Raw genomic sequence first — 25931 nt, 5'->3', positions numbered from 1 at the left:
GCGACGATCGTCGATCAGATGATGAAGAAGTCGGTGTGATCGAGCACCCCGCCCATCTTCTTCGGATTGGGTTCGTAGTTGATCGTCGCGACCTCGACCGCGGCCTTGCGGCCGGTGCCGTCGGCATCGAACAGGATCTGCGCCTTCCTGGCCCCGGTCTTCTTGATGATGATGTAGTCGTTCCCGTCCTTCGCGCTGTCGAAGGCGACGTTGGCGGCGCTGATCTTCTGGGCCTTCAGGTCGTGGCCCTTCTTGTCCAGCTTCGTGAAGACCGGGGTCTTGAACACGTCGCCGTCGAGCCAGATGGCATCCTTCTTGTGCTCGAAGCCGTAGACAATGTCCTTGTGCTTGTTCGCTTCCGTTTTGCTGTTCTTTAGGTTGGTGTCGAAGAGGAAGACGTCGGCGTCCTTCAAGCCCTTGGTCGCGCTGGTGCTGCCGTAGAGCTTGTCCTTGCCGGCGCCGCCGCCGATCGTGTCGTTGCCGCCATCGCCCTTGAGCATGTCGGCGCCTGCTCCGCCGACCAGCCGGTCGTTGCCGAGCCCGCCCGAGAGCGTGTCGTTGCCGGCGCCGCCAAAGAACACGTCGTTGGCGATCGAGCCAGCCGTGGATTCGGGATTCCAGTCGATCACGCCGATGGCGATGTCCTTGACGAAGGAGGCTCCGGCGCTGTCGGTCACCTGGACCTTGATCCTGTGCGCAGCCGCCTGCTCGAAATCGAGCAGGAAGCCGTTGTCGACCACAATGTCGTGTCCGTTGACGATCTTGAAGCGGCCGCCGGCGGTGTCGATGAGCTGGTAGGTGAACGTCTCGCCGACATCCTGGTCGGCAGCGCCCAGATCGCCCACGAAGTCGCCTGCTGCCGACAATTCGCGGATGGAGGTGTTCGACAGGGTGATGTCGGTCGGTCCATGGTTGATCGGCTTGATCGTCAGATCGATCTGTTTGGTGACGGTGAAGGCCGCATTGCTCTGATCCGTGATCTTCACGTGCACCGGAACCACGGTGGAGCCGAGCACGTCGCGCAGCCCGCCTGTGCCCACCTTCACGTTTCCGCCGGCATCGATCGAGAACTCGTTGCCCGTGTAGGCGCTGCCATCGGCGTTCACCAGGGTATAGGAGAAGCTGTGGAAGGCCGGCTGCGTGTCCGGGTCGATCACGCTTTGCAGGGTCGCCAGAGCGGTGCCGGGCTGAGCGTCCTTTGACACCGCATTGACTGCATAATTCGCGCCCGTCTGCGCCTCGTTCACGTCGTTGAGATAAACCTTCACGGTCGTGTTGCCGGAAACCTGCCCGTTTTGCCCGCTCTCCCGGGCGCGAACCACAACGTTGAAGTACTTCTTCTCGTTCGACTGACCGGCATTTTCGGTTTGAAGTTCGATGTTGGAAGCTTCGTAATTCGCTCCGCCCTTGAACGAGATCGCGCCGGTATTCTGATCGATGGAGAACAGGCTGCCGGGATTGCCGACGAGCTCGTAGAGGATCGTCGTCCCGCCGAAACCGTCGTCGGTCGACTGCACCGTCGCGACGGTCGCGACCGGTCCGCCGTTCTCGCTGAGTTCCGTGACCGAGCCGTGTTGAGGCGCCGACGGCGGCGCGTTGCCGTCACCGACCGGGTTCACCGTGATCTGGAAATCCTTGTAGGTCGAGACCGCGCCGGGGCCGCCGTTCCTGTCGGTGACCTTCAGGGTGATCGTATAGGTTTCGGTCTTGGTGATGTCGGTCAGAGCCGCCACTTTCAGCTGGCCGTTCTCGATCCTGAATCGCCCGCCCGCATTGCCGGCGCCGCTCGTACCATTGGCACCCGTGGTGTCGAAGGCGTAGAGGAGCCCCGCATCGCCTTCCGGATCGCTTGCCCGCAGGGCGCCGATGAGGGCGCCGTCGGCAGCAGATTCGCTGATCGCGGCCTTCGTCGTCCCATCCGTGAAGGAGAAGCCCGTCGCCGCCTCGTTGACGTCGCTCACATAGACTTTTACCTGGGTGGCCGCGGAGGACCAGCCGGTGAGGGACTCGGTGGCCTTGACGCTGAGTACATAGAATTTGCGCACCAGCGTCCCGACCATTTCGGTCTGGAGATCGGGATCCTCCGTTGATTCATAATCGACGGCGCCCACGAGACTGATCACGCCGCTTGTCGGGTCGATGACGAACTTGCTGCCGGGATTGGACGCGATCGAGTAAGCGACAGACCCGGCCGCAAGTCCAGGCGATAGCACGCTCGCCACGGGGGTGAACGGCGCGGCGTTCTCGTTGATCGGGTTCACGGACCCTTGCACCGCGGGCGCGACAGGCGCCCGCGTCGGTACGGTGATCGTGCCGTCCTGGAATTGCAGGAACTCGATGTTCTTCAGCGTGTCCGTGCCGTCGCGGGCGGCCGTGTTGTCGATGATCGTCAGGGTGCCGTCGGGGCTACGTGTGATGGTGTAGTCGGACAGAAGTCCTGAGAACACCGCCGTGTCCTGGCCGGCGCCGCCGTCGAGTTGGTCATCGTTGCCGCCGCCTTCGAGACGGTTGCTGCCGCCGTTGCCGGCGATGATGTTGGCAAGATTATTGCCCGTGCCGTTGCTGTCGCCGGCGCCGGTGAGGACGAGGTTCTCCACATTGTCGGCAAGCGCGTAGGAGATCGAGGCGCGCACCGCGTCGGTGCCCTCGTCAAGACCCTCGGTGACGATGTCGCTCGCATCGTCGACAATGTAGGTATCGTTGCCGAGCCCGCCGGCCAAGCGGTCTGCCCCCGCACCACCGTCGAGGAGGTTGCTGCCTGCGTTGCCGGTGATCTCGTTGGCGCGTTCGTTGCCGATGCCGCTGATGTTGCCCGATCCGGTGAGAACGAGATTTTCCACATGCGCGCCGAGCGCATAGGACACGGAGGCGCTCACCGAGTCGGTGCCTTCGCCGGCCTGCTCCGTCACGAGGTCGCCTTCATGATCGACGGTATAGGTGTCGCTGCCCTCGCCACCGGCGAGAACGTCCGCCCCTGCGCCGCCGTCGAGATGATTGCTGCCGCCGTTGCCGACGATGCTGTTCGCGAGGTCGTTGCCGGTGCCGTCGATATCGCCTGCGCCCGTGAGAAGGAGATTCTCTACATTCACCCCGAGCGTGTGAGACACGGAAGCGCGCACCGCGTCGGTGCCCTCGTCGGCCGCTTCCGTCACGACGTCGTTTCGGTCGTCGACCACATAGGTGTCGTTGCCCGCACTACCCGCAAGATTGTCGGCGCCAATGCCGCCATCGAGAAGGTTGCTGCCGGCATTGCCGGTAATCCTGTTGGCCAGTGCGTTGCCCGTGCCGTTGAGGTTGGCGCTGCCCGTCAGCCAGAGATTCTCGAGATTCGTGCCGAGCGCGTAGGAGATTGACGCGCGGATGAGATCGATCCCTTCAAAGCCACCGGATGCTTCCATCGCAACGTCGTTGGCGTCGTCGATCACGTAGGTGTCATCGCCCTCGCCGCCGACCATCAGATCGGCGCCTTCGCCGCCGTCGAGATAATCGATCCCAAAGCCGCCAACGAGGCTGTCGTCGCCGCCATGGCCGAAGAGGGAATCCTTGCCGTCTCCGCCATTGAGAGTCTCGACACCGCTGCCGCCATGGCCGACGTCGTCGCCCTTGCCCAGGTTCACGATGTCGGTCACCGTTCCTGTGCGTCCATCATAGAGATCGTCGCCCTCGTTGAGGAGGATGTCGCCCTGGAGCGTGCCTTGATTGAGCAGGGTGTCGCGGCTGTCGGAGCCGAAAACCGCAGTCTGCGCCACGATGGTGCCGGTATTGCTCAGGAAGGAGTCGCCGGTGGCGAAGGCAACGCCGAAGCTGCCAGCCTGGATCAGGCCGCTATTGGTTACATCGCCTGAGGACTCGACGAAGACCCCCGTAACACCGGCTACGATCGTGCCGCTGTTGAACACGCCGTAGGGAGTATCGGGAGATGCGACGGAGGGCACGAGGCTCGACACTCCCCAAAGGAAAATGCCGGTATCGGTTGCCTCGATCCTGCCGATATTGGCGATGTGGTCGAGACTGCCGTTGATTGCGTCGACGGTGCCGCTGATGCCGTAATAGCCCGACAGAATTCCGTGATTGAAAATACGATTGTCGGAACCGTCGAGGAGGATGGCGGCAGTGGTGGGGATGGTCAACGAAGCGGAAATCTGTCCATTGTTGACCACTACATTGGCATTGTCTGCCAGGGATATACCATGTGTGCCACCACGGACGGTCCCGGTGCTGCCGACGGTGATGGCGCAACCGGCCCCCCAAAATACAATGGCTTGAACCTCTGAGCGAAGCGAGCCGTCGACGACAACCTCCGATCCAGGATCTCCCGTGACCGCCGTGTTGACGGTCGTGATCGATCCGCTTTGCGTGACGTGAAGCACGTCATAGGGCAACGCGTCGAGGTTAACTGCGGTGGTTCGCGCGCTGGAAACGAATAAAGTAGACATGATGGCCCCCTAAAATCTTAGACATGTTATTACATGTCCTAGGGCCGTCAACATCTAAACAGTCTAGGAATAAACCGAACGGCTGCCAGCCGATCGGTAACCGCGTCTACGGCGCGTCGACGCGGCGGGCGCTGAACATCGAGACGCGATGGGGCATATCCTCGACCATGGATCTGTATTCCCCGGTCTCCGGATCGCGCACCATCAGGACGCCGGATGCTACGCCGAAAAAGGCGCCATGGAGCTGCAGCTTGCCACGCTCCACGAGAATGCGGACGCAAGGGAACGTCATCAGATTGTTGAGGCTGTTCTCGATGGCGGCGAGTTCCAGCCGGGCGAGATAATCGGAAAAATCCGTGTTTGCCCGTGGGCCGATGCGATCGGCGGCCGGTGCGATCAGGTTCATCCAGCCGCCGATGAAGTCGCCGGGCGACAGGGGGGCCTTGTCGTCGGCGAAGGCGCGGATGCCGCCGCAGCGGGCATGGCCCAGCACCACGATATGCTTGACCCTGAGCGCCTGCACGGCGAATTCGAGCGCCGCGGAGGTGCCGTGGTAATCGCCGCCCGTCTCGAAGGGCGGCACCAGGTTCGCCACGTTGCGCACCACGAACAATTCGCCGGGGCTCGCGTCGAAGATCACCTCCGGCGAGACGCGGCTGTCGCAGCAGCCGATCACCATCACCTCCGGCGACTGGCCTTTTTCCGCGAGAGCCTCGAAGCGGTTCTTCTCGCGCGGGAAGCGCTCGTCGAGGAACGCGCGGTAGCCTTCGGTCAGACGTTGCGGGAACATGGGCGTCCTTCCATTACGGGTGAGTTATCTCGGCGAGCTTGGAGAGTTCGACATTGGCGCCGCAAAGGAGCACGCCAACCCGCTCGCCCGAACGGGGTTTATAGGCCCCCGAGATCAGCGCCGCCAGTGCCGCCGCGCCACCGGGCTCGGACGCGACGCGATAGTCTCGCCAGAGCAGCCTCTGCGCATCGCGGATCGCCGTGTCGGTGACGAGCGCCACGTGATCGACGGTTTCGCGGCAGATGGAATAGACCAGATCGCCCGTGTTCTTCGCGCCGAGCGAATCGGCGGCGACGGAATCGACCTCCACGTCCACAGGCCGCCCGGCCTCGAGGGAGGCGTGAAGCGCCCGCGATCCTTCCGGCTCGACACCCACCACCTTCACGCGACCGGCCCACCAGCTCGACACGCCGCTGATGAGCCCACCGCCGCCCACCGCGACGAGAACGGTATCGAGGGCTGGGGCATCCTGCTCCCATTCGAGCGCCGCCGTGCCCTGTCCGATCACGGTGCTCTCGGCGCTGAAGGGATGGATGCGCAGGGCGCCGCTCTCGGCCACATAGAGGTCGCAGGCGGCTTGGGCATCCGCATAACGCGCGCCGCCGATCACCACCTCGGCCCCGTGCGAGCGAATGACGGCGATCTTGGCCGGGCTCGAGATCTCCGGCACGAAGATGCGCGCTCTCACACCCAGCTGCTTCGCCGCATAGGCCACGGCCGCGCCGTGATTGCCCCCGGACGCGGCTGCAACGCCGGCGGCCGGGACCTCCTTCGACAGCAGAGTGTTGAAGGCACCGCGGGTCTTGAACGAGCCCGCATGCTGCAGGAATTCCAGCTTCAGGCTCACCGGCCCGTCATGGCCGAAGGCGTTTCCCAAGTTCAGAACCGGCGTGCGGCGGATATGAGGGGCGATGCGGGCATGAGCCGCTTCGATATCGGTGCGGGTGATGGGCATGGTTGAACATTGGGGCAACATGCGGAGCGTCCAGATGGCGACCGGAAGGCCGTGCGCATCACGGCCGGGCGGATCGGGAAAGGATTGTCCCCCACCTCTCGCGAGATCCAGCGCCACGGTCAACCCCGCAAGCGCATCGAGCAGGTCGTCGGCCGCGGCGCCTTGAGGAGGGGAAGCCTCGATGAGGGCCTCGGGAAGAAGCCCGGAGCGCCTGAGAAGCTCGCGACGAAGCGCCATGCCGGGCCCGTAAGGTGTTCCCTTCACCTTCTTCGGCTGGCCGAGCGCCTGGCCTCCGTTCAACGCCCAGAAGGCGAGTTCAGGATGCACCTCGTAGACGCGCGCCACCAGATCGGGCCGCGCCCGCAACAAAGCATCGATCTCGCGGATCTTCGGGAAGATGGCAAAACCCTGCCGCGACACCTTCCGCGACGGATCGGAGGTGGCGGCGGCAATCGTGCAGGCTTGCGCGTAGTCGGTCGCCTCCACGGCGCGGCGCGACGGAATGGCGAAGACGGAGGATTGCCGTTCGCCGAGCAGGGGACGAATCAGCTGCTCCGGCAGGCGGCCCGATCCTTCAGTCCGGTCGGGCAGGCCGATGGGCATGTCGACGGCGATGATCGCAGGTTGCTCCAGCGCGTCGGCGATAGCTTCAAGCGTCCGGACAGTCACGACGCGGTGAGCGTTCGGATCGTCCACCCGCATGAGCACCGCGATCCACCCGGCCCGGCAGCCGTCGACTCCTGCAACCCACATCCTTCGGCATCTCCTTTGCTGACACTCCCGAGAGCATTACAACCGATCGGTCGCCTAAGGAAAAAGCCATGATTCCGATTCGCCCGCGCCGTAGCGCCCTCTACATGCCCGGCTCCAATGCCCGTGCCATCGAGAAGGCGAAGACGCTGGCGGCCGATGTGGTGATCTTCGACCTGGAGGATGCGGTGGCGCCCAACACGAAGGCGCAGGCGCGCGACCAGGTCTGCGCGGCCGTGCAGGCGGGGGCTACGGCCTGCGGGAACTGGTGATTCGCATCAACGCGCTCGAAACGCCCTGGGGCGAAGCGGATCTCGCGGCCGCCATCGCGGCCGCTCCCGATGCGATCCTCGTACCGAAGGTTTCCTCTGCGGAAACGCTCGCGGCGGTGGGCCTGCGCCTGCGCAAGCTCGGAGCCGCGGAGCGCACCAAGATCTGGGCGATGATCGAGACGCCGCTCGCCATTCTCCGGGCGGAGAACATCGCCAGCGCGGCTCGTGACGTCGACACGCGGCTGGCCTGCTTCGTCATGGGCACCAACGATCTCGCCAAGGACACCCGTGCCCGCCTGCTGCCGGACCGCGCGGCGATGCTGCCCTGGCTGATGACGGCGCTCGCCGCCGCGCGGGCGCACGGCATCGACATTCTCGACGGGGTCTACAACAACCTGTCCGACGCGGACGGCTTTCGCACAGAGTGCGAGCAGGGGCGCGATTGCGGGTTCGACGGCAAGACTCTGATCCATCCTGATCAGATCGCGGCTGCCAATGAGATTTATGCACCGTCACGGCAAGAGATCGAGAGCGCCCGTGCCATCGTCGCGGCCTTCGAGGAACCGGAGAACGCAGGCAAGGGCGCGATCAGCCTCAACGGCCGCATGGTCGAGCGACTTCATGCCGAGATGGCGAAGCGGACAATGGCGTTGGCCGAGGCGATCGCAGAACAGGCGCCGTGAAGGTCATCCCGGGCCGGGGCGCGGAATATGGGGGTTGTTCGCCGGAACCTCCTGTCATGGCCGGGCTTGTCCCGGCCATCCCGATTCACAAGGGCGCTGCGCTCTGCTCGATCGGGATCACCGGCACAAGGCCGGTGATGACATGAGAGAAGGGTGATGTCTGCTTCTGCGAGAACCCGGATCGCCTGAGGCGTTCGAGATGCCTCTGAAATCGCTCAATCGGCCAATTGCCTTGCCTCTTCGGGCAGCATGATCGGGATGCCGTCGCGGATCGGGTAGGCGAGCTTGGCGCGCCGGCTGATCAGCTCCTGCCGGGCTGCATCGTATTCGAGGGTTTCCTTGGTGAGCGGGCAGACGAGAAGCTCCAGGAGTTTGGGGTCGATCCGTGTCGCCTCCACGGGCTGGGGCGTCTCGCTTTGAGTCGTATCCGGAACCATCGTCGTCATTCCTATTGCAGGGTCGAGTCGGAGCCGGCACCGCCGCGGGCGAGCTCGATCTCGGTCAGTGCGATGAGCACCTCCGCGCGGCTTTTCAGATTGGGCGCTTCGAGCAGCGCCTGCTTCTCGCGCACGCCGAAGGGGCTCATCATGCAGAGCGCATTGACGAGGGCCTCGTTGGGAGCCTCCTCGATGCCGCGCCAGTCGACCTTCACATGCACCGCGTTGACGAAATCGCGCAGGGCCTTCACCACACCGGCGCGATCCACGTCGTTCTCGCCGAAGCGGGCGGTGAAGTCGTTGGCGAACGGCTCGAACGTCACCCGGCACTGGCGGAACAGGTTGACCGGCGGCAGCTCCTCCTCGATGCGGAAGCGTGCGATGCCGATGAGCGTGATCAGATAGCGCCCGTCGCCGGTCTCGGCGAGCTGCGTGATGCGGCCGGCGCAACCGACCCGGTAGAGCTTCGGCACATTCGCCAGGGGATCGTTGTCCGCATCGGGCTGCACCATGCCGATGATGCGGTTGGTTTTCAGCACCTCATCGACCATCGCGAGGTAACGTGGCTCGAAGATGTTGAGGGGCATCTGCCCGCGCGGCAGGAGGAGGGCGCCAGGGAGCGGGAAAACGGGAATGACCGACGGGCAATCCTCCGGCCCTCGGTATACCGCGTTCATTCCCATTCCGATCTCCCAAACCGTCGGGCGTCAAGAGAACAGGAGCGAGGAGAGCCTCCGCCGCCCTGCCAGCGTCATCGCATCCATAGGGCCCCAGGCCTCGAAGAATTGGACGAGCTGCTTGCGCGCGCCATCATCGTTCCAATTGCGGTCGCGGCGGACGATTTCAAGGAGGTGGTTGGCAGCTTCTTCACGCCGTCCGCGGGCGTTCAGCCCCACCGCCAGATCGAAGCGGGCCTGATGGTCCGTGGGGTCGGTCTCGACCCTGCGCTGGAGATCCGCCAGGTCGCCGAGAGAGCCTGCCTGCTCGGCGAGTTCGATCGCCGCCCGAGCGCCGGCGAGAGCCGGATCGTTGGCTTTGGCTTCGGGCGCCATGGCGAGGAAGCGCTTGGCGCCCTCCAGATCGCTCACCTCCACATGCAGCTTCACGAGTGCCGCCAGCGCCACGACGTTCTCGGGGTCCTGGGCGAGGACGGCGGAATAGAGTTCGGCCGCCCCGCCGATATCGCCCTCGGTAAAAAGGCGGTCGGCCTCGGCCAGGATCTCCTCGGCCGCGTTGGGGCCGAGCGGACCGACCAGGCGCTCAATGAAGCTCTTGATCTGGCTTTCGGGCAGGGCGCCCATGAAGCCGTCCACCGGCTGGCCGCGCTGGAAGGCGAAGACGGCTGGGATCGACTGCACGCCGAGCTGGCCCGCGATCTGCGGATGCTCGTCGATGTTCATTTTCACGAGCTTCACCTTGCCGCCGGCGGCACGCACGGCCTTCTCCAGAATCGGGGTGAGCTGCTTGCAGGGCTCGCACCAGGGAGCCCAGAAATCGACCAGCACAGGCTGCTGCATGGATTCGGCCAGCACGTCCTGGCGGAAATTCGCCGTGGTGGTGTCCTTCACGAGATCGTCGGAGGAGGTTCCGGGAACAGGGGTATCGGACAGCATGCGATCCTCGAAAGGTGAGAGTCGTGAGAAAGACGCTCCTTAAATGGGAGCTTAAGCGTTGTCTGGCAATTCCACCGGCGGCTCTGGGAGGCGCAGAATGAGCGGATCGTGCCCCGTGGCCCGCAGGAATGTCACCAGATCCTCCCGTGACACGCCGGTGGTCATGGAATTGACCAGGGGGTGAAAATTCACCCGCTCATGCTCCATGAGATTGGCGTCGAGCACCATCGTGACCCTGCCTTCCCTATCGTTCACCACTGCGAAAGCGGTGACCGAACCGGGCTCGACCCCGAGCAGGGCACGCAGCTGCTCGGCCGAGCCGAAGGAGAGGCGGCCGGAGGCGCCGATGGCCTCATGCGTGCGCTTGAGATCGATGGCGGTGTCGTGCTTGGCGGAAATCAGGAAGTAGCGGCCCTTCTTGTCCTTCACGAACAGGTTCTTGGAATGGGCGCCCGGAACCTGCTCCTTGACGGATTTCGATTCGGCCACCGTGAAGACGGGCTCGTGCTCCACCGTCTCGGCCCTGATCCCGAGCGAGGACAGACGATCCAGGAGTTCCTGCGGAGACAGATGGGCCAAGATGATCCTCCAAATGCACCCGGCTTCTAGCGACCGGATGAAGCAGGCTCAAGGGTCTACTGAAAAACTTCTGCAGGACCCACTTGCAAAACGAGCCGTTTTGGGGCACATCAACGGCCTCGCAACGATGCCTCGCGCATCGCGGAGCGCGGGTGTAGCTCAGGGGTAGAGCACAACCTTGCCAAGGTTGGGGTCGAGGGTTCGAATCCCTTCGCCCGCTCCAATTTCTCTCACAATCGAGAGTTTTACGAAGGCCCGCCGCTTGGCGGGCTTTTCGTTTTCTCAAGCTCCTCCGAAAAGCCGATCCGACGCTCAATCCCTTCTGCGGCGCATCGTTGATGCGAAAAAACGGGCCCCTTTTCCGCACGATGCGCGCGGCCGCCGGCTTGGGCCTCGCCTCCCCGTAGCTTCGAGCGTATATCTCGGCCAAACGGGAGAAAACACATGGCGGACGCGCGGCACCTGGGCATCTTGAAGGAACTCGAGCGCAAGGTGCTCTGGCTCTCCACCTGGACGATTCATAACGCCAATCACCTGCGTTCCAACGAAGACGGGTTGAAGATCGGCGGCCATCAGGCCTCGTCGGCTTCCCTCTCCACGATCCTGACCGCGCTCTACTTCTCGGTGCTACGGCCGGAGGACCGGGTGGCGGTGAAGCCCCATGCCAGCCCGATCTACCACGCGATCCAGTACCTCTTCGGCCGCCAGACCCGTGAGAAGCTGGAGAATTTCCGCGGCTACAAGGGCGCGCAATCCTATCCGTCCCGCACCAAGGACATCGACGATGTGGATTTCTCCACCGGCTCGGTGGGCCTCGGCGTCGCACAGACCCTCTTTGCCAGCCTCGTGCAGGATTACGTGAAGGCGCACGGCTGGGCGAAGGACATGCCCGAAGGCCGCATGATCTCCCTCGTGGGCGATGCGGAGATGGACGAGGGCAACATCTTCGAGGCGCTGCTCGAGGGCTGGAAGCACGGCATCCGCAATACGTGGTGGATCATCGACTACAACCGCCAGAGCCTCGACGCCGTGATCCGCGAGGGATTGTGGGAGCGCTTCGAGGCGCTGTTCCGCAATTTCGGCTGGGACGTGGTGATCCTCAAGCATGGCGCCCTGATGCAGGAGGCGTTCAAGGAGCCCGGCGGCGAACGCCTGCGCGACTGGATCGATTCCTGCCCGAACCAGCTCTATTCGGCCCTGACCTACCAGGGCGGGGCTGCCTGGAGGAAGCGTCTCCTCGACGATCTCGGCGATCAGGGTCCGGTGACGCGCCTGATCGAGAAGCGCTCGGACGAGGAGCTGGCGCAGCTCATGTCCAATCTCGGCGGGCACGACCTGCCGAGCCTGCTCGACGCCTTCGAGAAAGCGCGCCGGCATGACCGCCCGGTTTGCTTCCTCGCCTATACGATCAAGGGCTTCGGCCTGCCGCTCGCCGGCCACAAGGACAACCATTCCGGCATGCTGACGCCGACCCAGATGGAGGCTTGGCGCGCCACCCAAGGCGTGCGCGCAGGGCACGAATGGGACAAGTTCGAGGGTTTGAAGCTCCCGCAGGCTGAGATCGAGCGATTCCTGAAGGAGATCCCGTTCATCCAGAAGGGCATCCGGCGCTACACCGCGCCGCAGGTGCCGGTCCCCGAGAAGCTCGCCTTCCCGGCCAATCCCGCCATGTCGACCCAGCAGGGGTTCGGCTTCATCCTCAACGAACTCGCCCGCTCCGATCACGCGCTCGCCTCGCGCGTGGTCACCACGGCGCCGGACGTGACCGTCTCGACCAATCTCGGCGCCTGGGTGAACCGGCGTGGATTGTTCGCCCGCGAGAGTCTCGTCGATACCTTCAAGAAGGAGCGGATTCCCTCGACCTACAATTGGGAATTCTCGCCGAAGGGCCAGCATATCGAACTCGGCATTGCCGAGATGAACCTCTTCATCGTGCTCTCGGCGCTCGGCCTCTCGCATTCGCTCTTCGGGGAGCGGATCCTGCCCATCGGCACCCTCTACGATCCGTTCATCTACCGCGGCGCCGATGCGCTGAACTATGCCTGCTACCAGGATGCCCGCTTCATGATCGTCGCCACGCCCTCGGGCGTGACGCTGGCGCCTGAGGGCGGCGCACATCAGTCGATCGGTACGCCGCTCGTCGGCATGGCGCAGGACGGGCTCGCCTCCTTCGAGCCCGCTTTCGTCGACGAGCTTGCCGTGATCATGCGCTGGGCCTTCGACTACATGCAGCGCAACGGGGAGGGCGAGGCGGACGAGAATACCTGGCTGCGCGACGAGACCGGCGGCTCGGTCTATCTGCGCCTGTCGACCCGCAGCCTCGAACAGCCGCAGCGTGAGATGACCCCGGACCTCGCCTCAGACGTTCGGGCCGGCGCCTATTGGCTGCGAAAGCCCGGCCCCAATGCCCAGGTGGTCGTCGCCTATACGGGCGCGGTCGCGCCGGAGGCCATCGAGGCCGTCGGACTCATGGCCGAGGACCGACGCGACATCGGCCTGCTCGCCATCACCTCGGCCGACCGGCTCAATGCCGGTTGGACGGCGGCGCAGCGCGCCCGCGAGCGCGGGCTTGTCCATGCGCGGTCCCATGTGGAGCGCCTGCTTGCCGACGTGCCGCCCCATTGCGGGCTGATCACGGTGATCGACGGTCATCCGGCGACGCTCGCCTGGATGGGCTCCGTCATGGGCCACCGCACGCGCTCGTTGGGCGTCGAGCATTTCGGCCAGACGGGCACGATCAAGGACCTTTACCGCCATTTCGGCATCGACGCGCAAGGCATTATCTCAGCCGCCGAGATGATCGCGCCCGGCCGGCCGATCCGGCATCTCAAGGCCGTGTGAAACGCGGCGGGGCCTTTAAGTCTGCCCCGCCCGCAAAGCTACCGTTGCGACGCCGGCACCGATCAGAAGGCTGCCGCCGGTTCGGTTGATCACGCGCATCGTCCGCGGGCTCTGCACCACGTTGCGCGCCCGCGATGCGATGAGGGCATAGGTGATGACGTTCGCGAAGGCGAGGATCAGGAAGGTTGCTGCAAAGACGCTGACCTGCGGCAGGAGCGCGAGCTTCGGATCGATGAACTGCGGCAGGAAGGCGATGAAGAAGGTCAGGCCCTTCGGATTGAGCGCCGTGACGAGCCAGGCATGGCTCAGCATCTTCAAGGCCGACGCAGCATCCGTGCGCGGCTTGGCATCGAGGGCTCCGCCGGCCCGCCAGAGCTTGATGCCGAGCCAGATCAGATAGGCGGCGCCTGCCCACTTGAGCGCCGTGAACAGCGTGGCCGAGGCAGCGAGCAGCGCTCCGAGGCCGAGAAGCGATAATGTCATGGCGGTGAAATCGCCCAGCGCGACGCCGATGGCCATGGGCAGGGCGGTCCGCCAGCCCTGTCCGAGGGCATAGGACACGACCAGCAGAATGGTTGGTCCCGGAATGACGAGCAACACGGCGGAGGCCGCCGTGAAGGCGAGCCAGGTCTCGAGGGTCATGGCATTTCCTGTTCGATGGTCCGGTCATGCAGCCATGGATTCAGATCCGTGTCGAGAGAAGGAGTGCGGTTGGCTGAAAGCGGCAAAGCGGCGCTCGTGGAATTCCGGGCCTGCACAGGATTTGCCGCCGAGGGGCTTTGCGTGCTAACCGCGAGCCCTTCGGCACGAGAATCTCGAGAATCTTAAGACAGAGCATGGCCCGTCAAAGCCTCCTTCGGGGCGACACCCTTCCCTTGATCGTCCGCCTGTGGCGCGACTGGATGCGTCCGCACGCGAAGACGCTGTCCCTGGTGCTCGTGCTCGTGGCTCTGGTCTCGGGCGCGACGGGGCTCTACCCGGTGCTGATCAAGGCGGCCTTCGATGCCTTCGACGCCAAGGACGCGCAGGCCATCATGCTGGCGCCGCTCTTCGTGATTGCGGTCACCTCCGTGAAGGGCTTTTCGCTCTTGGCCCTTACGATCCTCACCAACAAGGTGGTGACGCGGATCGAGGCCGACATGCAGACGGCGCTCTACGGCCACCTGATCGAGGCCGATCTCGCCCAGATCGGACGCGAGAGCCCGGCTGCCCTGACCCAGCGCTTCACCACGGATTTCGCGTTCATCCGGGAGGCGCTCACCCGTCTCTCGACGGTGTTCCTGCGCGAGATCACAACCATCATCGCCCTGGTCGCGGCGATGCTCTGGATCGACCCGGTCCTGACCCTGGTGGCGGCCATCATCGCGCCCTTCTTCGCCTATCCGGTGAACAAGATCGGCCGGAAGCTGCGCCGCGTCGCCGTCTCGACCCAGGAGCAGACGGGCCTGATGGCAAGCCTCATCACCGAGAGCCTGGCCGGAACCCGCATCGCCAAGACCTATGGGCTCGAGCGCTATCTCAAGACCAAGGCCGCCAGAACCTTCGACAATGTGCGCGACCTCAAGATGAAGGCCGCCAATGCGCGCGGGCGCATGGATCCTATCCTCGAGACCGGCGGCGGCCTCGCCGTCGCCATCGTGCTCATGCTGATCGGCCACAGGATCCTGTCCGGCAACAGCACGATCGGCGACTTTACCGGCTTCGTCAGCGCCCTTGTCATGGCGGCGCAGCCGATTCGGGCGCTCGGGAACCTGAACGCCATCGTGCAGGAGGCGGCGGCGGCTCTCCATCGTACCTTCACTATCATGGACGAGGCGCCCCGGATCCAGGACAAGCCCGGAGCCAAGCCGCTCATGCTCGAAGGCGGCGAGATCGAGTTTTCGGATCTCACCTTCTCCTACGACGGCGAGGCCGTGGCGCTCGACCGCGTCGATCTGGTGGCCAAGGCCGGCCAGACCACGGCCCTGGTGGGCCGCTCCGGTTCTGGCAAATCGACCCTCCTGTCGCTTGTGCCGCGCCTCTATGACGTCAACCAGGGCGCCGTCCTGATCGACGGGCAGGACGTGCGGGACGTGACCCTGCCCAGCCTGCGCCGCGCCGTCGCGGTCGTGAGCCAGGACGTGATCCTCTTCGACGACACCATCCGGGCCAACATCGCCTTCGGCCGCTCGGATGCGTCCGAGGAAGACATCGTTGCGGCGGCCAAAGCGGCAGCGGCCCATGACTTCATCCTGAAGCAACCGGAAGGCTACGACACGGTGGTCGGCCCCGGTGGCGGACGCCTGTCGGGCGGTGAGCGCCAGCGCATCTCGCTCGCCCGCGCCTTCCTGAAGGATGCCCCGATCCTGCTGCTCGACGAGGCGACCAGTGCTCTCGATTCCGAATCGGAGCGCCTGGTGCAGGATGCCATCCGTCGCCTCATGAAGGGCCGCACCACCCTCGTCATCGCCCACCGCCTCTCGACCGTGCGCAATGCGGAGAAGATCGTGGTGATGGAGAACGGGCGGGTTGCCGAGACGGGGTCGCACGAGGCTCTGATTGCGAAGAGGGGCACCTACGCCCGCCTGCACCGCCTGCAGCTCTCCGACGACGGAGAGCACAGCCTCGTGGCGTCTTAAACTCTGCGAACAGCCTTCAGAGCCTCACTCCGAGGAAGGAAGCGTCTCGAAGGGCGAGGCGTCTCCAGGGGGCGCTGGATCCTCCTTCGAGACGCAGACCACGTCTGCTCCCCAGGATGAGGTTCGAGAAGGTGTCCGGGCTAGGCCACCGTTGCTGCGGCCTATTCGCGCCGCATGATCCTGTCGATCAGTAGGCTCGACCAGAAGCTCGGGCGGAAGTTCCGCTCCAGGGCCTCGGCATCGTATTGCGTCTCGATCCAGGTGAGGAACGGGATGCCCTTGGCCTCGCCCTCTCGGCGGTAAAGATCGAAGAATTCATCGAGGATGCCCGTCTTCGAGAAGCGGAAATGGCCGAAGCGCACGGAGAGCTGGCGCTGAGCCTCATCGATGGATCTGCCTTCGAAGACGACAAGGTAGAGAGCTGCGACGAAGCCCGCCCGATCTGCGCCCGACTTGCAGTGCAGGACGGCCGGATACTCGATCTTGTCGAAGAACTCCTTTGCGGACAGCAGCGTTTCCCGGTCCGGCGCCCCTCGGGAGCGGACGATGAACTCCTCCAGATGGATGCCGAGCCGCTCGCAAGTCTCCTTCTGGAGCTGCCACGAGCCGTGCTCGCGGCCGCCGCGCAGATTGATGATGGTGCGCACGCCCTCACTTTTAAGGGCGGCGATCTGATGCGGAGCGGGCTGGGCCGAGCGCCATAGGCGGTCGGTCACCCGGTGCTTGTTCAGGTAGAAGAGGCGGAAGACCCCATGATCGACGAGCAGCATGTTCGCCCAGGCGCGCAGGCGACCGGGCAGCCCCTCCACGGGCCTGTCCCAGCGCGCGATGCGAGCCATGCGCCGGGCATAGCGGATTTCAGGCTTGAGAAACCTGTTGAACACGTCGATCCAAGCAATCTGTCTAAATGTAAGATAATTCGGTTTGCGACCGAAGGCGGCCCTTATCGGCGATGGGAGCCGATTAATCAATCGCTTGCCCCTTAAGTAGTTGCCGCAGGTAAAATTCCGACGCTTGGGCCGAAACGGGTCCTCAGAGATGCAACCAATCGGTTGCCGCCCTGCGGCCGGTCGTGTAAGGGGTGCGTTTCGAAACAACCCTCCTCGACGAAAAGAGCGGCTGGACACCGGGCCTTGAGAGCTTGCCGGCGCTGGATCGTTGAGATCAACAAGCAGTTCAGGAGAGCGGCGTCATGTCGTCCACCTTCGAGACCGTCGCCGGCATCATTTCAGAGACCGCCGATATCCCGCGCGAGCAGATCACGCCCGAGAGCCATGCCATCGAGGATCTCGGCATCGACTCCTGGCCTTCCTCGATATCGCCTTTGCCATCGACAAGGCCTTCGGGATCAAGCTGCCGCTGGAGCAGTGGACGCAGGAAGTGAACGAGGGCAAGGCTCCCGCCGAGGAGTACTTCGTCCTGAAGAACCTCGTGGCGCGCATTGACGCACTCGTGGCCGCGAAGCAAGCCTAAAGACAAATCATCCCGGCGGGCCGGCCGATTGAGGCCGGCTCGAAGAGGCGATCCATCAGCGCTCCGCCTCATGGATTATCTTCCCATCGAACCCGCCGGGAGCCTAACGCATCGTGCGGAACCAGAGGTCCGCGTCAGCGAAAAGTGGACCCGGTTTTCCGCATCAAAGATGCGCCAGTTTAAAATGAGCATCGGACCCAAAGGTGCAATCCACTTTTGGGTCCGATGCTCTAGAGGGTACGAGATCCGGATGCGCCTCGAATATTTTGAAATGATCGACCGGGTGACGAGCCTCGACCGCGAGACCAAGCGGATCGAGGTATCGTCCACCGTGCCAATGGAAAGCACGGTTTTCGAAGGACATTTCCCTGGGCATCCCCTCGTTCCCGGCGTCCTTTTGACCGAAACCATGGCCCAGGCCTCCGGCTATCTCGTGCTCGGCCTCATGGGCTTCACCCACATGCCGTTCCTGATGGGCGTCGACAAGGCGCGCTTTCGCACCTTCGTCGGACCGGGTACGGTGCTCACCGTCACGGCCCAGCTGGAGCATGAAGGCTCGGGCTACGCGGTGACCAAGGCCAGGATCACGGCCGAGGGCAAGCCGATCTGCGATGCGGAGCTGCGCTTCCGGATCATGCCCTTCCCCGAAGGCATGGACGGCCTGATGCGTGCGCAAGCCAAGCGCATCGGCCTCCTGGAGGAGGCGGTTTGATGCGGGATGTCGTCATTACGGGGATCGGCCTGGTCTCCAGTGCCGGAGAGGGACTGGAGGCGCATCTGACAGCGCTTGCGGGCGGCGGTGCTCCGAACACGGACACCACCACCTTCGAACCCTTCCCGGTCCATCGGATCACGGCTCTGGAATGGGACCGGCAGATCCCGAAGAAGTCCGACCAGCGCCAGATGGAGGCATGGCAGAAGCTCGGCTGCTATGCCGCAGGCCTCGCCCTCGACGCGGCCGGCGCGAAGGAGGATGCAACCCTGAAAAGCCGCATGCAGCTCATCGTCTCAGCCGGCGGCGGCGAGCGGGATTATGCGGTCGACGGGCAGATCCTCACCGGGCTGCGGCAGGCCGAAAACCCGGGCGTCTTCCTCAACGAGCGCCTGATGGGCGACCTGCGCCCGACCCTGTTTCTCGCGCAGCTCTCGAACCTCCTGGCGGGCAACATCTCCATCGTCCACGGCGTGACGGGAGCCTCGCGCACCTTCATGGGCGAGGAATCGAGCGGCGTCGATGCGATCCGCATCGCCCGCGAGCGCATCGCCTCGGGGCAGGACGATATCTTTCTCGTCGGCGGCGCTTACAATGCCGAGCGGGCCGATGTGCTCCTGATCTATGAGATGGGCGGCTTCCTCTGGAAGAAGCCCTATCGTCCGGTCTGGGAACGCCCTGCGGATGGCGGCGGCATGATCCTCGGGTCCGGCGCCTGCTTCATGGTGCTCGAATCCCGCGAGCACGCGGCATCGCGCGGCGTAAAGCCGCTTGCTGCCGTCGCGGGCATCGCTTCGGACCGCTCCCGCCGCAAGGCAGGCAGCATCGAGGGGGCGCTCCATGCCCTGTCGAAGCAGCTCGGCGCGACGCCCGATGTGGTGCTGTCGGGCGCCACCGGCATCAAGGGCCTCACGGACGAGGAGCAGGCGGCGCTCAAGGACATCGCGCCGGGTGCAGCGGTTCACGCCACTGGCGATCTCGTCGGCCATACGATGGAGGCGCAGGCTCCCACAGGCGTCGCGCTGGCCGCTGGCCTGATTGCACAAGGAAACGCAGGCGAGGCGCTTGTCACCTCCGTCGGCCATTGGCGCGGCGAGGGCGCCATCCGGCTCACCAAGGCTTGAGGAGAAGGCTATGGCGCTTCGTGATAATCAGGGTCGCCCGCTCGTCGCCGTCACCGGCATGGGCACGGTCACATCCCTCGGCCAGGGCAAGGATGATACCTGGGCCGCTCTCACGGCCGGCAAATCCGGCATTCACCGTATCAACCGCTTCCCCACGGAAGGCCTGCGCACCACGATTGCCGGCACCATCGACTCGGTCGATGTGGAGCCCTTCTGCGCTCCCATGCTCTCCGAGCGCCTCGCCATGCTGGCGGCCGAGGAAGCCGTCGGCCAGTCCGGCCTCGCCCAAGAGGATTTTCCGGGGGCGTTGTTCATCGCCGTGCCGCCGGTCGAAATGGAATGGCCGCAGCGCGAGGCACTGGCCAAGGCTTCCGGTCAGGAGGGTGACGTCACCTACAAGGACCTCCTGAAGGCGGCGGCTTCCGGCGAGTTCAAGCCCTGGCACGACCTCTTCATCTTCGGCACCGTCGCTGACCGGGTCGCCGACCGCTTCGGCACCAGGGGTTCGCCGATTTCCCTTTCCACCGCCTGCTCGTCCGGCGCCACCGCCATCCAGCTCGGCGTCGAGGCGATCCGCCGGGGCGAGACCGATGCGGCGCTCTGCATCGGCACCGACGGCTCGGTCAATCCGGAATCTCTCATCCGCTTCTCGCTGCTCTCGGCGCTTTCGACCCAGAATGAGAACCCGGAAGGCGCCTCGAAGCCCTTCTCCAAGAACCGCGACGGCTTCGTCATGGGCGAGGGCGGCGCGGCCCTCGTGCTCGAGAACGCGGAAAGCGCGAAGGCGCGCGGCGCCAAGATCCTCGGTTATGTGCTCGGCTGCGGCGAGAAGGGCGACGGCTTCCATCGTACCCGCTCCTCGCCTGACGGCATGCCGGCCATCACGGCGATCCGCCAGGCGCTCGAGGATGCGGGCGTTGTCCCTGAGGACATCGACTATATCAACGCCCACGGCACCTCGACGCCGGAGAACGACAAGATGGAGGCCATGAGCTGCACCGCCGTGTTCGGCGAGCGCATGGCGAATCTCCCGATCTCCTCGAACAAGTCTATGATCGGCCACACGCTCACGGCCGCCGGTGCGGTCGAGGCCGTGATGTCGTTGCTCACCCTCGCCACCGGCCGCATCCCGCCGACGATCAACTATCAGGTGTCGGACCCTGCGATCCCGCTCGACGTGGTTCCGAACGTCGCCCGCGACGCGAAAGTGAATTACGTGCTTTCGAATTCCTTCGGTTTCGGCGGCCAGAACACCTGCCTCGTCTTCGGGGCCGAGCCGAAAGGGGCTTAGATCATGACCCGGGTTCTGGTAACGGGCGGGGCTAAGGGTGTGGGCGCCGCCATCGTGCGGGCGCTGGTTGCGGCCGGCCACGATGTCGATTTCACCTACCGTTCCTCGGGCGATGCCGCGAAGGCGCTGGCCGACGAGCTGATGCAGGCCCATCCCGGCTGCACCATCACGGCGCATGAAATCGATCTCGCCGACAAGGCAGCCCTGGACGCCTTCTGCGAGAGCATCGAAGGCGAGGGCTTCTTCGGCCTCGTGCACAATGCCGGCCAGCCCTACGACGCGCTCGCCGCCATGATGCAGCAGGACAAGGCCGAAGCCGCCATGCAGGTGAACTTCTGGTCGCTCACCCGGATCGCCAAGGCGCTCATGCGCGGCATGATCCGCGCCAAGGCCGGCCGCATCGTCACCATCGGGTCCGTCGCGGCGCTCCAGGGCAATCCCGGCAACGCGGCTTACGCGGCCTCCAAGGGCGCGCTGATCTCCTATTGCCGCACGCTCAGCGTCGAGACCGCCAAGCGGGGTGTCACCGTCAACGTGATCGCGCCGGGCTTCATCGACACGGACATGATGGCCCCTTACGCGGCCTACCGTGAAAACATGGAGAAGCAGATCCCGGCAGGACGCTTCGCCAAGCCGGAGGAGGTCGCTGGCCTCGCCGCATTTCTCCTGAGCGAGCCCGCCGCCTACATCACGGGCGCAGTACTGCCGATCGACGGCGGCCTGACTTCGATGCTGGGTGTGCATCGGTAGTCTCCCCTGTCGTCCTCGGCGCTGATGCTTTGCGAGAGAATGAAACCTCTCACGTCATCACCGGCCCTGTGCCGGTGATCCCGATGGATTGAAACGCCGCGCTTTTCCCTTATCGGGATGGCCGGGACAAGCCCGGCCGTGACGTGGAGGGTGTCGTCCCCGGCAGCCGAAAGGCCGGGAGAGGGTCCACTGACAAGCGCTGCGGGCGATGATGGATCGTCTTTCCCGCTCCGGCCGGGAACGACACAAAACTTGTCATCCGCCCCTCGGCCCTTTAAGCCGCCGGAAAAGAATTTCTCTGTGAACGCTGCACTTTGAGACGCAGGCGGTCACACGACCAGGATTGGTTTTCATGCGCTCCCTTCAGCTCTTCGGCGACCGTGACCTTCGCATCACCGAGATGGAGGCGCCTCCGCCGCCTACTCCCGGCGAGGTGCAGGTGCGGGTGAAGGCGCTGGCTCTCAATTTCCTCGATGTCTGGGGTTTTCGCGGCATGGCCTTTGCCAAGCGCAAGATGCCTCAGGCCGTGGGCGTCGAAGCCTCGGGGGAGATCGCCGCGGTGGGCGAGGGTGTGACCCGGTTCAAGGCGGGTGATCCGGTGACCATGTACGGGGCCGAGACCTGCGGCCACTGCAAGGCCTGCCAAAAGGGCTGGGACAATCTGTGCGAGAACGTCGCCGGCATCATGGGCTTCCATATCGACGGCTTCGCGCGCGAGCTCATCAACCGGCCGGAGCGGCTCGTTATCCCGGTGCCGCAGGGCGTCTCCTTCGAGCAGGCGGCCTGCGCGCCCATCGGCTTCGGCACCGTGCAGCACATGCTCTTCGACAACGCCAAGCTGGAACCTGGCGAGGCGATCCTCGTCCATGCCGGCGGCTCGGGCATCGGCACGGCGGCGATCAAGATGGCCAAGGCCATCGGCTGCACGGTCTATACGACGGTGGGCGACGACGAGAAGGGCGAGAAGGCGAAGGCGCTCGGCGCCGATTACGTCGTCAACTATCGCACCGAGCGTTTCGAGGGCGAGGTGCGCCGCCTGACCAAGCGCAAGGGCGTCGACGTGGTGTTCGAGCATGTGGGCGCCGAGACCTGGAACGGCTCGCTCCTCTGCCTCAAGCGCGGCGGGCGCCTCGTAACCTGCGGCTCGACATCGGGCGTCTCCACGACCATGAACCTGATGCAGCTCTTCCAGCAGCAATACCGTATCTTCGGATCCTTCGGCTGCCGGATCGAGAACATTGCGCAGTCGCTCGACAAGATGGCCGGGGGCATGACGCCGGTCATCGACGCTGTCTTCCCGTTGGACGAATTCCAGAAGGGCCTGGAGCGGCTAGAAGGCCGAAAGGTCTTCGGCAAGGTCGTCGTGACTTTCTGACCCGGCCTCTGGTACAAACGGCCGCGCAGCTACAGATCTTGACGAAACGGGCTCCCCGCGAAAAACCCGCGGGGCCTTTTCTTTTTAATGCCGGCCCGGCGCCGGCTCATGATGCCAGGACTCAAACGACGTGCAGCAGCCCCACCGCTCCCGCAACCTTGTCTCGCGTTTCATCGGATCGGTCGTCGTCGGCATCGTGCGTGGCGTCTTTGCTTTCTCGCGGGCGCTGGGTCCTGAGCGCTCCGGCGCCGTGGGGGCTGCGCTCACCCGCACCTTCGGTCCCTTGCTGCGGGCCCACAGGACGGCCCTTGCCAATATCCGAGCGGCTTATCCGGACAAATCCGACGTCGAGGTGAAGGCTCTGGCGCTCGCCGCCTGGGACAATCTCGGCCGCACGGGCGGCGAGTATCCCCATCTCGGCCGCCTGTTCGATTTCGATCCGGACAGCACGACACCCGGCCGGACCGAGGTCGACGGGATCGACCACTTCCTGGCCCTTCGTGACGACGGCAAGCCCGGGCTCATCTTTTCCGCCCATCTGGCCAATTGGGAGCTGCCCGCCATTTGCGCCGCGCGCTTCGGGCTCGACACCACGGCGGTGTTCCGCGCGCCCAACGATCCGGCCATCGCCCGCGTCCTGCACGAGATCCGCAGCGAGACCATGGGTAATCTGGAAGCGGCCCGCCAGGGTGCGGCCTTCGCCATGCAGGGCGCGCTGGAGAAGGGCGGCCATCTCGGCATGCTCATCGACCAGCATTTCACCAGGGGCGTGATCGTGAACTTCATGGGCCGCCCGGCCCTGGTGAACCCGATCCTCGGCAAGTTCGCCCGCCGGTTCGATTGTCCGGTTCACGGCGTGCGGGTGATCCGCTTAGCCGACCATCGCTTCCGCCTGCAGCTCACGCCGCCGCTCGATCTGCCCCGCGATCCCGACGGGCAGATCAACGTGCAGGGCGCCATGCAGGCCATGACCTCCGTCGTTGAGGAATGGGTGAGGGAATATCCCGAGCAATGGCTGTGGATGCACCGCCGCTGGCGGGTTCCGGCCGCCGTTCAAGGTAACGTGAGTTTCCCTTGAGGTCGATTTCGTGTTCGATAGCGGCACCATGGCGTCCCGTTTGACACTGACTTTGGCGGCCCTCGGTCTGGCCGCTCTCCTTCAGCCTGCTCTGGCGGACCCCCCGCGTGCGGTCGTCGAGCTGTTCACGAGCCAGGGCTGCTCCTCCTGCCCACCGGCGGATGAGCTCCTGGTTGAATATTCTCGCCAGCCGGACGTCATCGCGCTGTCCATGCCCGTGAATTATTGGGATTATCTCGGCTGGAAGGACACGCTCGCCCATGTGGCCTTCACCGAGCGCCAGAAAGCCTACGCCCATTCCCGCAAGGACCGGCAGGTCTTCACGCCGCAGATGATCGTCAACGGCAAGAAATCCTGCATCGGCTCCGACCGGGACCAGATCGAGACGGCCATCCAGGCCACCTCGAAGGGGCGCAAGTCCCTGCCGGTGAACGTGACCGTGGGTGAGCAGAACGGCATGTTGACGATTGCCGTGGAGGAGACCCTGGACACCGCGCAGCGTTCGGCCGAATTGTGGGTGCTGCCCGTCCTGAAGTCACAGACGGTGCCGATCGAGCGCGGCGAGAACCGCGGCAAGACGATCACCTATGCCAATGTGGTGCGCGGCCTGACGCGCGTCGGCGAATGGCTCGGCGGCTCGGCCCGTTTCGAGGTGCCGCTCGAAACCGCGCGCAGCGGCGGGGACGCCTATGTGGTGCTCCTGCAGAGCACCGACGCGGCGCGGCCCGGCGTCATCCTGGGCGCCGCGAAAGGCCCCGGCCTCTAGTCACATCAGAATGATGACTTTGTTGGGCAGCTCGTCCACGTCGTCAAGGCGGGGAGGGGCGTGCTCCGCCAGGATCGCGCCCGTGCGCCGGATGGCCTCGATCAGACCTTCCGTCATGCGCCCGTCTCTAATCGCTGCGGTCAGGTCTGCGACGATGTCGGCCCATAGTCCCGCATCGACCCGGTCCGCGACGCCCGTATCGGCCAGGATCTCGGCATGGTGCTCGGCGAGCGCCAGATAGATCAGCACACCCGTCTTCTCCCGGGTGCGGGTGAGACCCCGGCGCAGGAACTCGTGCGAGGCGGCCTCGTGGGCCTGGGCACGCCTGATCGAGCGCGGCACCAGGGCATAGCGCAGCTTCGGCCAGGAGAGGGCGAGGCTCAAAGTCAGCGCCACCGCGAGCTGGGTCAGGAAGATCCGCGACGTGCTGATCGATGTCAGCCAGATCAGCGGCCAGGGCGTGATCAGCGCCGCGAGAAGCGCCCAGAGAAGCGGGATCGCGCGGTAATGGCCCGCCTGCTCGGCGATGACGAGCACGACCTCGCCGGAGGTGTTGTCCTCCACGTCGCTGATCGCATGGGCGAGCCGCATCTGATCCTCGGGTGAAATCATCTACCAGCTCCCCGAAGCGCCACCGCCGCCCGACGAGCCGCCGCCTCCCGAGAAGCCTCCCCCGCCTGACCATCCACCGCCGCCACCGGACCAGCCCCCTCCGCCCGACCATCCGCCGGGCGTGACGATCCAGGGACCACGGCGTCCCCGCCTGACGCCGCGCCCTCGTCCTGCTCCCATCAGGCGCGAGATCAGAAAGAACAGCATCAGGAGAATGATGAAGGCAATGACGGGATCGATGCTCGTGGTGTTGTCCTCGCGCACTTCGGCCCGGCGATGCCATTCCTCTGCGTCGCCGGTGAGGATCGACAGCATGGCGTCGACGCCTGCATCGATGCCGCCGGCGAAATTACCTTTCTGGAATTGTGGCGCGATGGCCGTGGTGATGATGACCTTGGAGAGCGCATCCGTCAGCGCACCTTCCAGCCCGTAACCCACTTCGATGCGTACCTTCCGCTCCTGCGGCGCGACGAGGAGCAATGCGCCGTTGTCCTTGCCCTTCCGGCCGAGCTGCCAGTGCCGGAAGAGCCGGTTGGCGTAGTCCTCGATCTCGTAGCCTTCGAGGGAGCGCAATGTCGCGACCACCACCTGATCGGTGGTTTTGTCCTCATGGGCCTTCAATTTCGCTTCGAGTGCTGCCCGCTCCTCGGGTTTCAGGAGATTCGCCGCATCGACGACACGGCCGGTGAGCTGCGGAAAGGTCTGAGCGAGGGCGGGATTGAGCCCAAGGAAGACCATGACGCCAAGCGCCACCATGACCCTCTGCCAAGCGGAGA

The 25931-nt window shown here is 64.8% G+C and carries 20 protein-coding genes, 1 tRNA gene and 2 pseudogenes; 12 read left to right on the top strand and 11 right to left on the bottom strand.

The window, feature by feature from the left end:
- Positions 1–14: 14 nt before the first annotated feature.
- From ACD578_RS21160 to ACD578_RS21150, 3 genes are all read right to left on the bottom strand, one after another.
- Positions 15–4436 carry a hypothetical protein gene (locus ACD578_RS21160; protein ID WP_404288235.1) on the bottom strand — a complete coding sequence of 1474 codons (4422 nt, stop codon included), beginning with the start codon at positions 4434–4436 and terminating at the stop codon, positions 15–17.
- Positions 4437–4542: 106 nt separating this feature from the next.
- Complete coding sequence (locus tag ACD578_RS21155) at positions 4543–5226, bottom strand: carbonic anhydrase (protein ID WP_404288233.1); 684 nt, start codon at positions 5224–5226, stop codon at positions 4543–4545.
- 13 nt (positions 5227–5239) lie between these two features.
- The gene (locus tag ACD578_RS21150) at positions 5240–6934 is read right to left on the bottom strand and encodes a serine/threonine dehydratase (RefSeq protein WP_404288231.1); all 1695 of its coding nucleotides are present in this window, start codon (positions 6932–6934) and stop codon (positions 5240–5242) included.
- A 68-nt stretch (positions 6935–7002) separates the two neighbouring features.
- On the opposite strand from ACD578_RS21150, the pseudogene ACD578_RS21145 reads away from it, so the two are divergent.
- Positions 7003–7886 (top strand): annotated as a pseudogene (locus tag ACD578_RS21145) (HpcH/HpaI aldolase/citrate lyase family protein).
- A gap of 215 nt (positions 7887–8101) precedes the next feature.
- Here the strand turns inward: ACD578_RS21145 and ACD578_RS21140 are convergent.
- The 4 genes from ACD578_RS21140 to ACD578_RS21125 are packed head-to-tail and all read right to left on the bottom strand — an operon-like array spanning position 8102 to position 10515.
- Entirely contained in the window at positions 8102–8323 is a 222-nt protein-coding gene (locus ACD578_RS21140) for a Trm112 family protein (RefSeq protein WP_404288230.1), read from the bottom strand.
- A gap of 11 nt (positions 8324–8334) precedes the next feature.
- Positions 8335–9006 carry an LON peptidase substrate-binding domain-containing protein gene (locus ACD578_RS21135; RefSeq protein WP_404288228.1) on the bottom strand — a complete coding sequence of 224 codons (672 nt, stop codon included), beginning with the start codon at positions 9004–9006 and terminating at the stop codon, positions 8335–8337.
- Between the two features lie 24 nt (positions 9007–9030).
- Positions 9031–9936: a thioredoxin gene (gene trxA / locus ACD578_RS21130; RefSeq protein ID WP_152709650.1), complete on the bottom strand. Its 906-nt coding sequence runs from the start codon at positions 9934–9936 to the stop codon at positions 9031–9033.
- Positions 9937–9987: 51 nt separating this feature from the next.
- The gene (locus ACD578_RS21125) at positions 9988–10515 is read right to left on the bottom strand and encodes a prolyl-tRNA synthetase associated domain-containing protein (RefSeq protein ID WP_404288226.1); all 528 of its coding nucleotides are present in this window, start codon (positions 10513–10515) and stop codon (positions 9988–9990) included.
- 148 nt (positions 10516–10663) lie between these two features.
- Between ACD578_RS21125 and ACD578_RS21120 the strand changes: the two genes are divergently transcribed.
- Both ACD578_RS21120 and ACD578_RS21115 read left to right on the top strand, forming a co-directional pair.
- Positions 10664–10738 (top strand) — tRNA-Gly (locus ACD578_RS21120).
- Positions 10739–10959: 221 nt separating this feature from the next.
- A complete protein-coding gene (locus ACD578_RS21115) occupies positions 10960–13356 on the top strand; it encodes a transketolase-like TK C-terminal-containing protein (protein WP_404288224.1) in 2397 nt (798 codons plus the stop codon).
- Between the two features lie 15 nt (positions 13357–13371).
- Here ACD578_RS21115 and ACD578_RS21110 read toward each other — a convergent pair whose 3' ends face one another.
- A complete protein-coding gene (locus tag ACD578_RS21110; protein WP_404288222.1) occupies positions 13372–13998 on the bottom strand; it encodes a LysE family translocator in 627 nt (208 codons plus the stop codon).
- 194 nt (positions 13999–14192) lie between these two features.
- Between ACD578_RS21110 and ACD578_RS21105 the strand changes: the two genes are divergently transcribed.
- Positions 14193–15974 carry an ABC transporter ATP-binding protein gene (locus ACD578_RS21105; RefSeq protein ID WP_404288220.1) on the top strand — a complete coding sequence of 594 codons (1782 nt, stop codon included), beginning with the start codon at positions 14193–14195 and terminating at the stop codon, positions 15972–15974.
- A gap of 161 nt (positions 15975–16135) precedes the next feature.
- Here ACD578_RS21105 and ACD578_RS21100 read toward each other — a convergent pair whose 3' ends face one another.
- Positions 16136–16858: a tyrosine-protein phosphatase gene (locus ACD578_RS21100; protein WP_404288218.1), complete on the bottom strand. Its 723-nt coding sequence runs from the start codon at positions 16856–16858 to the stop codon at positions 16136–16138.
- Positions 16859–17166: 308 nt separating this feature from the next.
- Here ACD578_RS21100 and ACD578_RS21095 point away from each other — a divergent pair.
- From ACD578_RS21095 to ACD578_RS21060, 8 genes and pseudogenes are all read left to right on the top strand, one after another.
- Positions 17167–17447 (top strand): annotated as a pseudogene (locus ACD578_RS21095) (acyl carrier protein).
- Positions 17448–17697: 250 nt separating this feature from the next.
- Positions 17698–18159, top strand: a complete 462-nt coding sequence (locus ACD578_RS21090; protein ID WP_404288216.1) for a 3-hydroxyacyl-ACP dehydratase FabZ family protein — start codon at positions 17698–17700, stop codon at positions 18157–18159.
- Positions 18159–19283 (top strand): beta-ketoacyl-ACP synthase, encoded by a 1125-nt coding sequence (locus tag ACD578_RS21085; protein WP_404288214.1) that lies wholly within the window; start codon positions 18159–18161, stop codon positions 19281–19283. Before ACD578_RS21090 ends, ACD578_RS21085 begins: the two co-directional genes overlap by 1 nt.
- A 10-nt stretch (positions 19284–19293) precedes the next feature.
- Positions 19294–20574 carry a beta-ketoacyl-ACP synthase gene (locus ACD578_RS21080; RefSeq protein WP_404288212.1) on the top strand — a complete coding sequence of 427 codons (1281 nt, stop codon included), beginning with the start codon at positions 19294–19296 and terminating at the stop codon, positions 20572–20574.
- A gap of 3 nt (positions 20575–20577) precedes the next feature.
- On the top strand, positions 20578–21324 hold the full coding sequence (locus ACD578_RS21075) for an SDR family NAD(P)-dependent oxidoreductase (RefSeq protein WP_152709633.1): 747 nt from the start codon (positions 20578–20580) through the stop codon (positions 21322–21324).
- 352 nt (positions 21325–21676) lie between these two features.
- The gene (locus ACD578_RS21070) at positions 21677–22699 is read left to right on the top strand and encodes a zinc-binding dehydrogenase (RefSeq protein WP_404288210.1); all 1023 of its coding nucleotides are present in this window, start codon (positions 21677–21679) and stop codon (positions 22697–22699) included.
- Positions 22700–22829: 130 nt separating this feature from the next.
- Complete coding sequence (locus tag ACD578_RS21065; protein ID WP_404288208.1) at positions 22830–23777, top strand: lipid A biosynthesis lauroyl acyltransferase; 948 nt, start codon at positions 22830–22832, stop codon at positions 23775–23777.
- Positions 23778–23805: 28 nt separating this feature from the next.
- Positions 23806–24543: a DUF1223 domain-containing protein gene (locus tag ACD578_RS21060; RefSeq protein WP_404288206.1), complete on the top strand. Its 738-nt coding sequence runs from the start codon at positions 23806–23808 to the stop codon at positions 24541–24543.
- Here the strand turns inward: ACD578_RS21060 and ACD578_RS21055 are convergent, their stop codons facing one another.
- Positions 24544–25155 (bottom strand): TPM domain-containing protein, encoded by a 612-nt coding sequence (locus ACD578_RS21055; protein ID WP_404288204.1) that lies wholly within the window; start codon positions 25153–25155, stop codon positions 24544–24546. It abuts the gene before it with no gap.
- Positions 25156–25911 (bottom strand): TPM domain-containing protein, encoded by a 756-nt coding sequence (locus ACD578_RS21050; RefSeq protein WP_404288202.1) that lies wholly within the window; start codon positions 25909–25911, stop codon positions 25156–25158.
- Positions 25912–25931 lie beyond the last annotated feature (20 nt).

Origin of the sequence: Microvirga sp. RSM25, from assembly GCF_044784385.1 — a bacterium.
In the GTDB taxonomy this organism is placed as follows: Bacteria; Pseudomonadota; Alphaproteobacteria; order Rhizobiales; family Beijerinckiaceae; genus Microvirga; species Microvirga tunisiensis.
This window is presented reverse-complemented; position numbering and strand designations above follow the sequence as displayed.